The organism is Shewanella sp. LC6 (genome assembly GCF_006385735.2).
In the GTDB taxonomy this organism is placed as follows: domain Bacteria; phylum Pseudomonadota; class Gammaproteobacteria; order Enterobacterales; family Shewanellaceae; genus Shewanella; species Shewanella xiamenensis.
In genome coordinates, this window is sequence record NZ_CP043902.1 from 4,139,604 (window position 1) to 4,155,451 (window position 15,848).

At 45.8% G+C, this 15,848-nt stretch carries 16 protein-coding genes; 7 read left to right on the top strand and 9 right to left on the bottom strand.

Features of this window, described 5'->3' with window-relative positions; all coding sequences use genetic code 11:
• The first annotated feature begins 163 nt into the window (after positions 1-163).
• From yjjX to FJD32_RS18580, 3 genes are all read left to right on the top strand, one after another.
• Entirely contained in the window at positions 164-703 is a 540-nt protein-coding gene (gene yjjX, locus FJD32_RS18570; RefSeq protein WP_037414615.1) for an inosine/xanthosine triphosphatase, read from the top strand.
• A gap of 151 nt (positions 704-854) precedes the next feature.
• Positions 855-1,784, top strand: coding sequence for a bifunctional helix-turn-helix transcriptional regulator/GNAT family N-acetyltransferase (locus tag FJD32_RS18575; protein WP_037429474.1), 930 nt, complete (start codon positions 855-857; stop codon positions 1,782-1,784).
• A 268-nt stretch (positions 1,785-2,052) separates the two neighbouring features.
• Positions 2,053-3,453 (top strand): ankyrin repeat domain-containing protein, encoded by a 1,401-nt coding sequence (locus FJD32_RS18580; RefSeq protein ID WP_240199972.1) that lies wholly within the window; start codon positions 2,053-2,055, stop codon positions 3,451-3,453.
• Here FJD32_RS18580 and FJD32_RS18585 read toward each other — a convergent pair.
• A complete protein-coding gene (locus tag FJD32_RS18585) occupies positions 3,450-4,349 on the bottom strand; it encodes an IS982 family transposase (protein WP_088585327.1) in 900 nt (299 codons plus the stop codon). The genes FJD32_RS18580 and FJD32_RS18585 overlap by 4 nt on opposite strands.
• Here FJD32_RS18585 and FJD32_RS18590 point away from each other — a divergent pair.
• On the top strand, positions 4,348-5,520 hold the full coding sequence (locus FJD32_RS18590; protein ID WP_226871823.1) for an ankyrin repeat domain-containing protein: 1,173 nt from the start codon (positions 4,348-4,350) through the stop codon (positions 5,518-5,520). The genes FJD32_RS18585 and FJD32_RS18590 overlap by 2 nt on opposite strands.
• Positions 5,521-5,659: 139 nt before the next feature.
• Here the strand turns inward: FJD32_RS18590 and FJD32_RS18595 are convergent, their stop codons facing one another.
• Both FJD32_RS18595 and FJD32_RS18600 read right to left on the bottom strand, forming a co-directional pair.
• A complete protein-coding gene (locus FJD32_RS18595; RefSeq protein WP_037429477.1) occupies positions 5,660-6,853 on the bottom strand; it encodes a serine hydrolase domain-containing protein in 1,194 nt (397 codons plus the stop codon).
• Between the two features lie 169 nt (positions 6,854-7,022).
• Positions 7,023-8,231, bottom strand: a complete 1,209-nt coding sequence (locus tag FJD32_RS18600) for an IS4-like element IS10A family transposase (RefSeq protein WP_001206290.1) — start codon at positions 8,229-8,231, stop codon at positions 7,023-7,025.
• Between the two features lie 235 nt (positions 8,232-8,466).
• Here FJD32_RS18600 and FJD32_RS18605 point away from each other — a divergent pair, with 235 nt between their 5' ends.
• From FJD32_RS18605 to FJD32_RS18615, 3 genes are read left to right on the top strand one after another with little or no spacing between them, the layout of a single operon-like run.
• Complete coding sequence (locus tag FJD32_RS18605) at positions 8,467-8,865, top strand: hypothetical protein (RefSeq protein ID WP_037429479.1); 399 nt, start codon at positions 8,467-8,469, stop codon at positions 8,863-8,865.
• 1 nt (position 8,866) lies between these two features.
• On the top strand, positions 8,867-9,217 hold the full coding sequence (locus FJD32_RS18610) for a hypothetical protein (protein ID WP_037429481.1): 351 nt from the start codon (positions 8,867-8,869) through the stop codon (positions 9,215-9,217).
• Positions 9,218-9,238: 21 nt separating this feature from the next.
• Positions 9,239-9,556: an ankyrin repeat domain-containing protein gene (locus FJD32_RS18615; protein WP_086024056.1), complete on the top strand. Its 318-nt coding sequence runs from the start codon at positions 9,239-9,241 to the stop codon at positions 9,554-9,556.
• 101 nt (positions 9,557-9,657) lie between these two features.
• Here the strand turns inward: FJD32_RS18615 and nqrF are convergent, their stop codons facing one another.
• From nqrF to FJD32_RS18645, 6 genes are read right to left on the bottom strand one after another with little or no spacing between them, the layout of a single operon-like run.
• The gene (nqrF, locus tag FJD32_RS18620; protein ID WP_037429485.1) at positions 9,658-10,875 is read right to left on the bottom strand and encodes an NADH:ubiquinone reductase (Na(+)-transporting) subunit F; all 1,218 of its coding nucleotides are present in this window, start codon (positions 10,873-10,875) and stop codon (positions 9,658-9,660) included.
• Positions 10,876-10,926: 51 nt separating this feature from the next.
• The gene (gene nqrE, locus FJD32_RS18625; protein ID WP_037429000.1) at positions 10,927-11,535 is read right to left on the bottom strand and encodes an NADH:ubiquinone reductase (Na(+)-transporting) subunit E; all 609 of its coding nucleotides are present in this window, start codon (positions 11,533-11,535) and stop codon (positions 10,927-10,929) included.
• 9 nt (positions 11,536-11,544) lie between these two features.
• Entirely contained in the window at positions 11,545-12,165 is a 621-nt protein-coding gene (locus FJD32_RS18630; RefSeq protein ID WP_011621547.1) for an NADH:ubiquinone reductase (Na(+)-transporting) subunit D, read from the bottom strand.
• Positions 12,162-12,956, bottom strand: a complete 795-nt coding sequence (locus FJD32_RS18635; protein ID WP_037414594.1) for a Na(+)-translocating NADH-quinone reductase subunit C — start codon at positions 12,954-12,956, stop codon at positions 12,162-12,164. The genes FJD32_RS18630 and FJD32_RS18635 overlap by 4 nt, the downstream gene beginning before the upstream one ends.
• Positions 12,946-14,178: an NADH:ubiquinone reductase (Na(+)-transporting) subunit B gene (locus FJD32_RS18640; RefSeq protein ID WP_088586082.1), complete on the bottom strand. Its 1,233-nt coding sequence runs from the start codon at positions 14,176-14,178 to the stop codon at positions 12,946-12,948. Before FJD32_RS18640 ends, FJD32_RS18635 begins: the two co-directional genes overlap by 11 nt.
• Positions 14,178-15,548 (bottom strand): Na(+)-translocating NADH-quinone reductase subunit A, encoded by a 1,371-nt coding sequence (locus FJD32_RS18645; RefSeq protein ID WP_088586083.1) that lies wholly within the window; start codon positions 15,546-15,548, stop codon positions 14,178-14,180. The genes FJD32_RS18640 and FJD32_RS18645 overlap by 1 nt, the downstream gene beginning before the upstream one ends.
• Positions 15,549-15,848 lie beyond the last annotated feature (300 nt).

Genomic DNA, 15,848 nt, shown 5'->3' on the forward strand with positions numbered 1-15,848 from the left:
CTATGGCTATTTGCTTCCCAAACATTTGCTTTTACTGAGCTGTTTTTACTGAGTCATAGCAATGAATATGGCAGAATAGAAAACCCATAGGCGAGACACCTCCGACCATTTAAGCAATGATCCATATGAGCGTCCACTTTAAAAATCAAAATAAATAACTTATATGCAACAAAATATTATCAAGGTAATCGTTGGGTCGAAAAACCCCGTCAAAGTGAATGCTGCGACCAATGCGATGAAGCTGCTGTTTCCTGAATCCCAGATTGAAACCCTCAGCATGGACGCACCTTCTGGCGTCCCCGCCCAACCCATGACAGATAGCGATACCCGCCAAGGTGCAGTGAATCGCGTTAACTATTGCCAACGGCATACCGAAGCTGATTATTATTTTGCGATGGAAGGCGGCGTCGACCATTTCGAGTTTGGCCCAGCAACCTTTGCCTATATTGCGATTGCTCACCAGCAACGCTTAAGCATTGGCCGTGGCGCACTGTTACCGCTGCCGATGCAGGTTTATCAGGCACTTGAAGCGGGTGAAGAGCTGGGTCATGTGATGGATAGACTGTTTAATACTGTCAATATCAAACAAAAAGGTGGCGCAATAGGCCTGCTCACCCACGGCCATGCCACCCGTGAAAGCAATTATACCCAAGCGATCATCCTCGCGATGGCGCCGTTTTTAAATCCCGAGATTTACCCATAAATTTGTTAATAAAATATTGCAAAACAACGTAAAGCCCGCTAATTTAGTTGTAACTTGCAACTAAATTATGCGATATAAGCCTAGCTAGCCCACCGGCTTGCAATACTCGTCAGGCTCAACGTTGCATAACGTAAAGGCGTTTAATTAAACTATGGCAAATGATTTAGACTCATCTAGCCAACTCCGGCAGCTCTCTCGCTATATGGTGAGGCATCTAGGCATGCTTAACGCAGCAGTCGGTGATTTACCTCTCTCCCCCGTGCAAGCCCATGCTTTGCTTGAGATCGGTAATCAACCGCAAACCATTAAAGATCTCGCCAGTAAACTAAGCATTGATAAATCCAATGCTAGCCGAGCAATAAAGCACTTAATCGATAAGCATCTCGCCCAGAGCCAAATGCACCCTAAGGATAGTCGTTGCCTTGTCGTACAACTGACGCCTACAGGTAAAAAGTTACTCGCAAAACTCAATAGCCAACAAAATCAGCTTTTTCAAGAAATCTTAGCGCAACTCACCTCTGATCAAATCCACCATATTGAGCAAGCCCTCATGCAGTACAACCAAGCAATAGACAAAGCCAAACAACAGTCAGGCTGCATAATTCGTGCAGCCTCAGCCACCGATGATGCCGCCATAGCCCAAGTTATCCGCGATGTATCTGCCGAATATGGTTTAACCGCAGATAAAGGCTATAGCGTGGCCGACCCGACCTTAGATTGTTTAAGTCAGATTTATTCGCAAGCGGGTGCTCAATATTGGGTTGTTGAATATGAAGGTAGAGTCGTTGGTGGTGCAGGCATTGCCCCACTTGCCAATAATGCAGGCATTTGTGAACTACAAAAAATGTACTTTATGCCCGAAATCCGCGGTAAAGGCTTAGCTAAGCGTTTAGCACTACTCGCTCTCGACTTTGCCCGTCAAACGGGTTACCAAAGCTGCTACTTAGAAACGACTGCGATATTAAAAGAAGCACTCAAGCTCTATGAACACTTAGGTTTTTACTCTCTGAGCGCACCACTAGGAAATACCGGCCACGATGCCTGTGAGATCCCGATGTTATTACCATTGCAACCTAAATAATTCCATTTAGCAGACCACGGATGGTCTGCCAACCGAGTAAATCCCCGCTATATTCTTCGCTAAACATCCTGCCTGATAATAAGCGGCAATCAATGCCAACCAACACAGTTAATCACTTATTCAACTAAAATCAGTCTTTAATTCTCCTTATTAGCATAGAGTTTTAGTGGCTAACCATATTAAAATACACATAAAATCATTCAGTTAAATGATGTTTATTTGAAATGATTTTGCTGCATTATTGTTAAAGCATTAAATAGGGAAGCCCATGCTAAATTGGATTTTTGGTGATAATAATCTCACCCTGCGGGAAATATGTGTTAATAACGAGCTGTCTACAGCCAAGAAAATTCAAAAAATTAATAAGTACCTCGCCAATGGCGGTGATATTAATTTTATTGATCCCGATATTTCCCCCTGTAATGTGTTAGTCCCGCTTTCTCGTAGCCCTGAATCCGACCTCGAATTAATACAATATCTGCTGGATAATGGCGCTAAAATTGAATGCAATGGTTTTAGCGCCTTACACTCAGCGCTTGAATTTAATAATCCTGAGTTGGTAAAGCTCTACCTCAAGGCTGGCGCAAATCTTTACTACCAAAATCAATTTAATAACTGCTGGTTAAACTACTTATTTCACCCTAACCCTCAGTATATTTATCAAGATAATCAGCGCATCGCTATGCTAGATCTGCTGCTTGAACAGGGGCTGGATATCAATCATTCGGTGAGTTTCTGGACCAATGGCGAGTTAAATCATCCCTTAGAAATCCTTTATGCAGAGCGCAGCAAAGAGCTATTCCTACATATTATTAACAAAGACCTTTATTTAGATATTGGTCAATTAAGTCTGATAGAAGAGATTATTTTCTCCAGTGACTTTTGGGGAATAGAAGCTTTCGCGCCATTAGTAAAACGCTATCCTGAGTTTAAAAAGCCTCGTTATATTATGGCCAACGATAGCAGCTTTTGGGATGACGCCAATTTACTCGAATTCTGTGTCTACGCAAAAGCGCAGCAATACACTGAATTTCTGCTGGATCATTATCCGCAGCTCAAAGCCGACTCCCACGCGAAAAGTTTGCTCTACGCGGCATTGACCTCAGAATTTGACCTCAGAATTATCGAAAAATTGATTAAGGCGACCGTCGATATCAATCGCATCTATAGGATGACACCGCCTGACGCCGACCATTCCCCCGTGCTCAACCAATTTATTGATAACGCCCAATTTACCGATGTGAATAAACGGGAGTATATCTATCAAGCTCTAGATCTGTTGCTCAAATATGGCGCGGATCCAAATTCCGTATTTATGAATGCGGGTAAACCCTATGAAATGTTAGCCTGGTCGAACTTGAGACTATTGGTTTATCCGATGGTCGAGAAGAAAACCTTTCTACCGGAGTTTCTCGACCTCTTCATAAAATATGGCATGGATATCAATAAAAAGTTTGGTGCGGTGGATGAACCAAGCTTGCTGACTATCTGCCAACGTGGTTCGGGTAAGGAAGATCAAGCCACACTTATCCAAGTGATGGAATATCTGCTCACCAAGGGACTCGATTTAAGCCTTACCAATATTTACAACACTAACTACGTGTCCGCTGCGGCCATCGCCTGTCGAACCCAAGTTCTCGAATGGCTGATTAACCTCAGATCTGGTTAAGCCAGCACTAAATTAGAGCTATCTAACAGTTCAAGCTCCTGAGCTGTTAGATTTAACGATGGCTTTTCTTCTTTTAAACAATATGCAATCAATCCACCAAGTAGATTGAGCATGAACCCATGCTCGCTGCGGTGTCTTGAGTGTTCAATATAGGAAATGTTCTTCAATTGGTCATTCACTGTTTCAATGATGAATCGCTTTTTTAAGATTGCTCTATCCCATAGAGAAATAAACTTTTTCTTCATGTTCTTACGAACTGTGGTGATTAACTCAACGCCCTTTTCCAAAAGCTCACCTGTTAGGGCTTGGCTAATATAGCCTTTATCACCATAAAGCTTACCAAAAAGAGACTCAGCCATTTCACTGACAGGTTGCCTGTCATCGACATTACCTTTCGTCAGTTTTAACGCTACAATTTCACCCAAGTGATTGATAATAAGATGCAGTTTAAATCCAAACGACCAGCCCATAGTTCCCTTTCCATGTTCGGCAATGCCTTCAAAAACCTTATTTCGCTTCGCTCGAATAATATGACAGACTTCAATTTTAGTGGAGTCGACAAACTGAATTCCCGTTGGCTTTCCAAGCTTTGAAGTCAGATAGCTACACATAGGGACAACGACGCTAGGCATTAATGCAAGGAAACGAGTGTAGCTCAACAACTCTGGAAAATAGGGTTTTAGCTGGCGACAAACATAGTGCAGATAATAATTTTTGAAATCTCGGTAATGTGATTGATGGAAATGAATGATAATGGTCATCACTTCTGCGGGAGAAAGGCGACAAGGTCTATTACGCTTCATTTCACCATTATCAAGCAATAAGCGTTGCCAATGTGGGATAAATAACTGACAGAAATCATCGACATCACAGTAAGTTTCAACTAGTTTGTTCATGCTCGTTCCTTTTTCTAATCACTCTTGGTCGAATGATCGGATCAGGGAACGAGCATTTAGTTCCTTTTGGGAGCTAAATTCTTATCCGAAGCTCAGGTTGATTAACCAAGGCGGAGATATTTTCACCCATTGCGGCCATGATAATTCGCCCATATTGCACAAGGCAATTTCAACCTACTGGTGGGATCAAATCACAGGCCCGATGCGACGTAATACTGTGGAACTATTACTGCGCCACGGAGCCAAAATTGAAGAATTCTCAGTAGATGAACAATTTACGCCTCTGATGTGCGCCTGCTATTACGGCGCGCAGTCCTGCGTTGAAGTGTTACTCGAGCAAGGTGCTAACCCCAATGCCATCAATGCCGAAGACACCACCCCAGCCCTTTGCGCCGTGATGGGCGGCAGCTCGAATGAGTTTCCACGCTTTGAATCAACAGCGGTGCGGATCTTAAGACTGTTGCAGCAACATGGCGGCGACTTAACCGTAAGTAACAGCTTAGGTTATAGCCCGCTGAGTGTGACTATGGAGCAGGAATATAAAGAGATTTTCGAAGTACTACTGCAAATCGTCCCCTACAGTGAGTCACAACTTGAGCAAGCCCTGAGCAAAGCCCAGCCACAAAGTTATTTCCAACGTCGGCTATTACAAAAGCTAGGGCGTGAAATACCAGCAGCCCCCACAATTATCGAACATAAGGTAGCGAAGCCAGAAGTCGCATCGCTTACTCTTGAATGTGGCACAACCCATGTGGAGGCGCCAAAAACCGCTCAACCCCAAAAAACTAGACTAGAGGTCAGTGATGCGGCGGTGGATAGAAGCCAAATCCCGACGCTGTTTGATCTCAAAAACAGAGTGCAGCATTTCTTTAAGCCGATAGCCAGCGATCCAAGCATCACAGCTCAACAGTTAAACTCGGTTAAAGAGCAGGTGGAACGATTGATTGAAAAGCTCGACAACTTTAGCTTTTTCCGCAATCAAGCGACAAAGGCCGAATTTGAGGAAGGTGTTCAGGAATATATCGATGAAACCGTCGAAGAAATTAACGGGATTATCGAGGATGATTACCCCGCGCTTACCGAAGCCTTAGTCGATTCCGTTTGGACGATTTTGCAATACTTTAGGGTTGATATTGAGATAGAAACCGCACTTAGAAAACGCTTTTGGTAGCAGTTAGCACCTTGGCAACTAAAAAGACCAAGCATAAAGCCCCAACGCTGGGGCTTTATGCTTTCGAGACTCACATCAACTCAATTGGCCGCCTATTAGCCAACATAATGGCGAAAGCTAAAGCTTAAACATCAAAGGCTTAAACATTAGCGGCTTTAGCAAGCAGCAACTGGCTACGGATAATTTGGCGGATCTGATTATGCAGTTCAAATACTCGAGCGCGATCATTAAGATTTAGCGATAGATTTTCCAGCATGACTAAGTCCAAATTAAATTCGGGATAATGCAGGGTCATCGACATATAACCAGTTAAATAGCCCGTATGACTGTATTCGACGAGGCCATCGTCCTTATTGATCCTTATTCCATAACCATAACGCATATTCGGCCACAAAAATTGGATCTCGGTATACGCCGTTGTCATCCTTTGATAACTCTCTGGACTCAACAACTTGCCAGCATGTAATTGCTGCTGAAAATCGGCATAAGTGGCCGCCGAGGCAATTAATCCACCAGCGGGCAATAACGCTTCATCAATTACCAGCTCAGCAGGTGCAATCACTTCACTTTCCTGTAATCCCACCGCCAAGCTAGGTACTTTGGCATGAATCGCCTCAAGACTACCCTGCTCAGCACTCAGGCCATTAAGCTGGTATCGCGCAGCAAATTGCGTCACCTGCTCGGCAAAGGATTGGTGATTGACCTTTTCAAGCACTTGCCCAAGCAGTGAATAACCAAAGTTGGAATATTCAAATTGGCTACCCGGCTCAAATCGATTGGCCTTACCTAGCTTATCGACCCCCGATGTATGCGTCAGCAGTTGATGCAGCGTAATCCGCTCATCATATCGACCGGGATTTAAAGCGTTTGCACTTGAATTTGTGCCCGCCACAACGGCTTTTAGTGCCTTGTTATCTCCCTTCGCATCACCCAAAAGGTAATGATTAAGCGTTTGAGTTAAATCGAGTTTCCCCGCATCGACCGCCTGTAATATCAAGGTTGCAGTGATTTGTTTAGAGAGCGATGCCATCACAAAGCGCGAATCTTTACTAATACCTTCACCCTTTTGCAATTCAAACAGCGGCTTACCCCGCTCAAGCAGGATAACACTGCCACTCAATGGCTGCGGCGAATCCTTGATCGCGGCTTGGATTAAGCTCTTAATCTCCGCACTCTTTGAGGCAGAAGATGCGGTTTGGCTTTCAAGCTTAACTGACTGACCGCCTTGCGCGCTTTCCGACACAATCGCAGCTTCAAGCGACTCGCCAACACTATTGGCACTTGGGAATAATAACAACCCCGATAGCAGGGAGCCGATAACACTCAAACGCATGGGTTATCCTTAACTTAATTAGCAAATACTGCCTGATTAGAAAGCGGCCAGCTTATCATAAGTTTTCATAGTGTTGCGGCGTTTGAGATGAGCAATCAAAGTATGGATTGAGTTTTTAATATAAAGTCATTCACAAACCTTGACTGCCACTCGGCACTGAAGGATCCCCTCATAAATCAGCCATAGCATAGCCATATTTGAGCAACTGATTGGCGAATAATACCCAGGCCGCCAGCAATTCTTTCTCCGTGATTTGATAATCAGGCCGCCTGAGCACCTCCAATCCCAAGCGAATCGTTGAGAGTACCGTTCGATGCCCAATGGTATTGGCCTGAAAATGCTTATCCCAGCCCTGTTGCTGTGCGTGTAAACCAACTAGCCACAACAGGCATTGAACCATCAACGCTATCAGTAGGATGATGTCGAATCGCTCTGGACTGTTGGTACGACTTTGGCGTAAGCCAAAGCCGTATGCCGGGCTTTTGAGGTCACGAAAGGTTTCCTCTATTTGCATACGTTTGGCGTACAGGTTTACCAGCTGCTTTGGGCTCCGAGATTCTGGTGGTAAATTGCTGGCTAACACCCAAGGCTCTTTCGCCGATGTTGAGTACGTTTTTGCCGATGGATGGTGGCAATTAGTCCTCGTTGAACGCTGATTTGTACGCCCCTTAGGTTTGCTACGATAAAGCGTGAGATGGCAATTGATAGGGTTAGTTTTGGTCAAGGTCTTACAACCCAGGCTCTTCGCTTGACCGTTGGCCAAGTCATGTGTACTGCGAACTGCACGCCAATTTTCAGCGCCAATATCTGCAAATTGAACTGTACCGCGAATACGGCTTAGCCAAAACCAACCATGCGCCTCAACCTCTTTGTACCAAGGCACTTTGAACCCCGCGTCAGTCACGATGAGAGGGGTAACATGCAAAGGTAAAATCTTGGCTAAGTCCGCTAAAAAACCGTTGTGGGAGGCCTTAGAGCATTGTTCTGATAGGGGATAGGACTTCTCATACAGGGTAATAGAGCGGCCATTGAAGGCTATTGAGGCGCGCAGAGCCATGATGCGTTTATGCTCTCGGATGTCTGACCAATCGACGAGCACAATCGGCATAGGGTTACCAGAACAGATGAGGCTGGCATGCCATTGGTAGACAGCTAACCGTTCTTGATGCAGATGCGTGTTGCCGAGCAAACGATCAATGCGCTTGATGTTGTGCTTGGTTCGGGCCGTGGTTGGTAAATTTCGACCTAACTCAGTCAAGGTCAGTGTCTTACATTCAATCAGTGCCTTAGAGGCCAGCATCAAGCTGTTTAATCGTTTTAGGTGAAGTTCTGGGCAGTATTGGTGTAAAGAATGTTGTAGGATATTGGCTTCGCGCATCTTGTTGTCCAAGTGTAGTTTTTAGCGAAACCATTTGATCATGCAACAAGATGCGCTTCCACTCTAATTTGATGATTTATTTGTAAATCATCAGGGGATTCTTCAGCACTCGGCACCTATCTTTAGAGCAACCTCAATAACTATTCGCTTGAACGTAAGCATAAAACAGATTATGTTGTTGATTTTAAATGACTGGTAAAGATTTCAATTTGAATATTTGTTCTAAGGAGAGAGCATGTTTTTTACATTACTGTTTATTACCTTTGCACTATCTATAACTGTTTCATTTCTGGTTGTTTCAATTTTTAAAAAACCATTAGGCGAAATATTTTCTCGAATTATTCAAGATTCAATCAGTGCCGCTTGGCAAAAATATATCATTTTTGCCACATATGTTGTGGGCATCTCTGGTGGCGTTAGGATTTATGATTTAGAGCGTTACATTACCGCTCGACATAAAGATGTAGAGATTCTTCAGTTAACACTAGAACGTTGGACTATTGAGATTTATCGGACGATTATTGAAACGTTGCAAAGTATTGCATGGATGTACCTTATCGTATTTATATTTGCCCTTATCGCATATGTCATTGTTAGAGGCTTTGAACATAAAAATACTAACAAGCAAGTGTGACATGGCTACCAAGCAGAAAATTAATCAATCGCAAATTAAAAATTTATATATTGCACGATTAAAAAGAATGTTTACGGTGATATTCATAGTCACGGCATATGTTCTTATCGTTCGCGGTGCTATCAGTTTTTTTCACCCAAAACTTGGTGAATTACTTCTATTGGCAGACTATCTAGCAGATAAAGATGCCATGATTTGGCTAGTGGTACACATATCAATGCCAACTTATGATTTTCTAACTCAATCGATATGGGGCAATTCAACCACATTTTATACTCTGCTTTTATGTGTATTCTTATTGGCTGTTTTTTTTACAAAAAATCGCACCATCAAAGACTCGAATAACCAATAAATCATTAGGTTAAATATCCCTATGAGCACTGAACTTATCCATGCAGTTAAAGCCAAGGATACACTTGCGGTTAAGCGCATTATTGCTAATGGCGCTGATATTCAAGGGGTTGACGAGAATGGGATGACGGCACTGTTGCATGCCTGTGATCTACAGTCTTTTGAACTGCTCAAACTATTAGTGGATGCGGGTGCCGATGTGAATCATCCAAATGCGCTGGGGTATCGTCCGCTCGATATTGCTTACTGGCAAGGAGAGTTTCGCATGGGATGCTATACCACTGAAAGTCAGCGTATGGTGAGCTATTTAAGCCACCATGGCGGTAAATCCTTTAGCTAGATATCAAAGCCAACTAAAAGCCCTATAAACAAAAATCGCGTTAGGCTCCGCTGTTCTAGCTTTGCCTAACGCGATTTTCTATCCCACTTACCACTTACCGCTTAATCACCAAAGTCATCGAGCAGGATATTTTCAGGCTCGACCCCTAGGCTTTCAAGCATACGGATCACCGAGGAGTTCATAATTGGAGGACCACACATGTAGTACTCGCAATCCTCTGGTGCCTTATGATGTTTAAGGTAATTTTCGTAAATCACATTATGGATAAAGCCAGTGTAACCCGTCCAGTTATCCTCTGGTAACGGCTCCGACAGCGCCACATGCCAAACAAAGTTGTCATTCTCAGCCGCTAATGCATCGAAATCCTGTTGGTAAAACACCTCACGGGTCGAACGGGCACCGTACCAAAAACTCATCTTACGCTTGGTCTTTTTACTCTTTAGCTGATCGAAAATATGTGAGCGCATCGGTGCCATGCCCGCACCACCGCCGATAAATACCATTTCTGCATCGGTATCCTTCACAAAGAACTCACCGAATGGGCCAGAAATAGTCACCTTATCCCCCGCCTTGAGGTTAAAGATGTAAGAAGACATCTTACCCGGTGGCACATTGGCCGATGGTGGCGTGGCAATACGCACGTTAAGCATAATGCGGCCCTTTTCATCGGGATAGTTCGCCATTGAATAGGCGCGCAGCACATCTTCATTAACGGTGGAGACTAAGTCGAACAGACCGTATTTTTCCCAATCGTCGCGGTACTTAGCCGGAATATCAAAATCGGCGTACTTCACCACATGGGCTGGCGCTTCAATTTGGATATAGCCACCCGCCTTAAAGCGCACGTCTTCACCTTCGGGCAGTTTTAGCAGTAACTCTTTGATAAAGGTGGCCTTGTTATCGTTTGAGATCACCTCACATTGCCACTTCTTCACGCCAAAGATTTCTTCTTCTAGCTCAAGTTCCATATCGGTCTTCACCGCCACTTGGCAGGCGAGACGACAGCCTTCTTTGGCTTCTTTTTTAGTGATATGCCCTTGTTCTGTTGGCAGAATATCACCACCGCCCGATTTGACTTTCACCCGGCACTGGCCGCAGGTACCGCCGCCGCCACAGGCTGAGGGAATAAAAATATTCTTACTCGCCAAGGCGCCAAGCAGTTTGTCGCCTGCGGCAACTTTAATGCTTTTCTCGGCATCGTCGTTAATCCCGATAGTGATCTCACCGGTAGTCACTAATTTCTTTTTGGCGATAAGGATTACTATCACCAGTAGGCACACCACTAGGGTGAACATGCCTATGCCTATTGCCATTTCCATTCGATAACCCTTTTTCTAAACAGAATGCGGTTTCACTTTCTCAGCCACGCGTTACAGCGAGATCCCCGAGAAAGACATAAAGCCAAGTGCCATCAACCCTGTGGTAATAAAGGTGATACCAATCCCCTGTAAGCCTTCGGGAATCGCATGAAACTTCATCCGCTCACGCAGCCCTGCCAGCATCACAATCGCCAGCGCCCAACCCGTGCCCGAACCCATGGCAAACACCGCCGATTCGGCAAAGTTGTAATCACGGTTAGCCATAAAAATCACCCCGGCAAAAATCGCGCAGTTTACGGTGAGCAGTGGCAGGAAGATCCCGAGGGAGTCATACAGGCTTGGAATGTATTTATCTAAAAACATTTCAAGGATTTGCACTAAGGCCGCAATCACACCGATAAAGGTGATCAGTTGCAGGTAACTTAAGTCGATGCCAGGCATGCCCGCCCAAGCCAATGCGCCCGGTGCTAGTACCTTCGCATAGATCAGTTGGTTTAAGGGCACAGCTAAGGTCATCACCACGATAACCGCAACGCCTAAGCCGAAAGCGGTCGACACCTTTTTAGACACGGCTAAAAAGGTACACATACCGAGGAAGAACGACAGCGCCATGTTGTCTAAGAATGTGGCCTGTAAAAACAGATTAATATAGTGTTCCATATCCGCTCCTTAACCGCGTTTACGCTGGATCACGTTAATGGTCCAGATCAGCAGGCCAATCAGGAAGAAGGCGCTTGGTGGCAACTTAAACATCTCGTTAGGTAAGTACCAGCCGCCGTTTTCAACCGTAGTCAACACGCTATGACCAAATAGATTGCCCGTGCCTAACAGCTCACGCACAAAGGCCACACTGATCAGCACCAAGCCATAACCCGCCGCGTTACCCACGGCATCGACCACAGCTAAGTGCGGTGGATACTTCATCGCAAAGGCTTCGGCGCGGCCCATGATGATACAGTTAGTGATAATTAACCCAACAAATACAGAGAGTTGCTTAGATAGTTCGTAAGCCACATCCTGCAATACCATGTCGACGATAATCACCAAGGAGGCAATCACCGTCATCTGGGCAATAATCCGCACACTATTAGGGATAAAGTTGCGAATGGCGGAGATAATCAGGTTAGAAAACACCAGTACGAAGGTCACCGCCAGTGTCATCACCACGGCCGTCTGCATGGAGTTACTCACCGCCAGCGCCGAACATACCCCCAGCACTTGCATCGCCACTGGGTTATTGGCAAATACAGGGCCTGCTAGCATGTCCCGCATGGATAAACTGTTGCTCATTTTGCACCTCCCAACTCACCTTGCTCAGCCGATGCCTTTAATTGGTTGAAGAAGGTTTGGAAACCCTCGACGCCAAACCAAAACTCCATTGCGCGCTGTACGCCACGGCCTGTCATGGTCGCGCCACTCACAGCATCAACACCGTGGATATCACCCTCTTTGGCACCGCCTTTCACGAGGCGCATCGCAAACTTGCCTTTTTCATCAAAGAGTTGTTTACCCTTCCACAGGGATAACCAATGTGGGTCAGTCACAAAGTCACCGATACCTGGGGTTTCACCGTGCTCGTAAACCACCATGCCTTTAATAGTATTAAAGTCAGGCTCGACGGCCACGTAACCGTAGATCATCGACCATAGCCCTTTACCGTAGAAAGGCACTACGACGCTGGTTAATTTGCCGCTATCATCGAACACCTTAAACACGCGGGCATCGTTGGCGCGGGTCTTGATTTTGGCGATATCCTTTTTAGGGGCGCTTGAGGTTTCAGGGTTAATCGCCGCCATGCGCTCGTCAAAGTCGAGTACATTGGCATCAGAGTCCACTTTGCCTGTGTCGAGATTAATCAATAATGGCTTAACGGATTTAGCAAAAATCTCTCTAAACTCATTACCTTGGCCTAAATTGACATCGGCCGCCATCAACACATAACGTTGTAACTCATCGCGTTTTTTCGCGAGTTTGCGTTCTTTTAATACGCCTGCGGTACCGGTGATCATAAAGGAGCACAAAAGGCAGAGCGTAATGGTGAAGATCATGGTCCCCACCACAGTATCTTTCTTAAATACCATGACGTTTTACTCTCCGTTTGATGTTGGCACGGGCCACCAGATAATCGAACAGCGGTGCCCACAGGTTGGCGAACAGGATGGCTAACATCACGCCTTCTGGCATTTTGGGGTTAGCCACACGGATAAGGATTGTCATAAAACCAATCAAGGCGCCGTAGGCGAACTTGCCTTGGCGGGTATAAGAGGTCGTGACAGGATCGGTCGCCATAAACATCATCGCGATAGCAAAGCCGCCCGTGACTAAGTGCCATGTCCAAGGCATTGCCATCATCTGGTTTGTGCTTGAACCAATAACATTGAACAAGGTTGCAGTGGCAATCATGCCCAGCATCACACCCACCACAATGCGCCAGTCGGCTAAACGGGTGATCAGCAGCAATAAACCACCAAGCAACACAGCGAGAGTGCTGGTTTCACCAATCGCGCCCACGGTAAAACCGAAGAAATTATTCCACCAGTTAGGATCGCTAAAGGCACTGTACCAAGCGTAATCGGCAAATTGCAGCTTACCGGCAGCGGCTTGCGCTAGGGCTGTCGCGCCAGAAAAACCATCCACGGCAACCAGTTGCTTAACGGTTGTGACTTCAGATGGATAGGCAAAATAGATAAAGGCCAAGCCAGCTAATGCGGGGTTAAGGAAGTTATATCCCATACCACCAAACAGCTCTTTGGCAATCACTACCCCAAAGCTAATCCCCATTACCACCAGCCAGAGCGGAATCGAAACAGGTAAAATCAGCGTAAATAACAAGGCTGTGACAAAGAAACCTTCGTGCAATTCTTGGCGACGCACCTTGGCAAACACCACTTCCCAAAACAGGCCTGTCAGCAATGCCGTTAAGTAAATCGGCAGATAAAAACTTAAGCCGTAGAGGAATAAACCAATCACGCCTGTCTCGGCACTTAAGCCACCGCTTAAAGCGTTAAACAGCACGAGTTTCCAGGTATCTGGAGTGCTTAAGCCGCTTGCTAGTGCGAGCTGAGCCTGTAAGCCTACGTTATATAAGCCAAATAAAATGGCAGGCAATAAACAAAGGCCCACTAAGGTCATGGTACGTTTTACGTCAATGGCGTCACGTACGTGCACTTGTCCCTTAGTGCTGCGACCACTGGCGATCACCAATGAGCGCACAAAGCCCTTCATCGATTTACCCGTGGCGTAATACTCTTGCTGCAAATCAGGGGCGTCCTGTAAATCAGGTTTTTTAGGTTGTGTCGTCATTAACCTTCCCTCTCGATAACATCTAGACAAGCACGTAGCTCTTTACCGAAGTCATACTTGCCAGGGCACACAAAGGTACACAGGGCCAAATCTTCTTCATCTAACTCCAATGCGCCTAACGCCTGCGCCTCATCGGTATCTCGCACCACTAAGTCACGCACTAGCAGAGTGGGTAAAATATCCAGCGGCATTACGCGATCGAGCTGACCAAAGGCCATCATGGCGCGCTGAGAGCCGCCCTGATGGGTGGTAAATTCGAAGGATTTAGTCAGGCCAAATAAACGGGAGGTTACCGCACGGGTGATAGAGAATTTGTCCGAACCGCCACGCACCCAAGGCAATACTTGGTGCTGTGCATCTTCGGCGAGAACCGATACCTGGTTGTGGAAGCGGCCTAAAAAGTCATGTACGCCTTGGGCGGTATGGCCCGATAACACTGAGCCTGACACCACACGGTTATTACCGGGTTTAATCTCATCGGCCACTAAGGCGCTCAGCTCTGCCCCTAACTGAGTGCGCAGTAAACGTGGATTAAGCACACTTGGACCACCTAAAGCCACCACGCGGTCGGTATAGAGTTCACCTGTTTGGAACAGCTTGCCGTAGGCGATCACATCTTGATAGCCGATGTGCCATACCTGACGCTCAATGCTCACGGGCAAGGTAAAGTGAATATGAGTTCCGGCTAATCCGGCGGGATGTACCCCAGTAAAACGGCGCACTTGCACTTTAGGTAAGTCGGCGCCGACTAAGGTCTCACCCTTATCTTGGCAGAGGTAAACCTTGCCTTCGGTTAAATGACTCAGTACCGCTAAGCCCGCCTTAAAGGCATCGCTCTGCTCGGCAATAATCAATCGAGGATCGGCGGCGAGTGGATTGGTATCCATCGCCGTCACGAAAATACCTGCGGGTTTGGCATCGAGTGCGGGAACACGGGAGAAAGGACGGGTACGCAGCGCAGTCCACAGACCACTGTTAACTAATTGCGCCTGAACCACCTCGGCAGAAAGTGCCTGTAAATCGGTGTGGATATCGAAACGGATCTGCTCATCGGCGTCTAAGCCATTGCAGCGGATCACCACGGATTGTAAGACTCGACGCTCGCCACGGTTAATTGCCACAATCTCGCCACTGGCGGGAGCGGTAAACAGTACGCCCTTTGTTTTTTTATCTTCAAACAAAGGTTGGCCTTTTTTGACCTTATCGCCGACTTCCACCAACATCGTCGGTTTTAAGCCAACATACTCCTCACCCAACAGGGCCACTTGGGATGGCCTATTACCGGGTTCGATGATCGGCCTAGGCTCACCCGAAATCGGCAAGTCGAGGCCTTTTTTGATCGTTATAACTTGGTTTGAAAAATCTGCCATCACAAATATCAACCATGAAAATTTTTAGATAAATTTAGGGTAGATGTTTGTTAACAGATAATCCGATAGTGGCGTCACATTCCGCTGCAATTTCGTAAGTAATATACGTAAAATTGCATTATTTTGTGATGAAGATCGAGTCGGATTCTGAACAAAAACTTCAAATGTAGTTTTATAACAAATAATTCATAATTACGTCATAACTGTTTTAGAAATAACTTAACTATATAAAAACAGACAAAAATCCCCCTCTTAGACCCCGAATCGGGGCAAAGGCACAAAACCCAGAGTCAGTGGCGA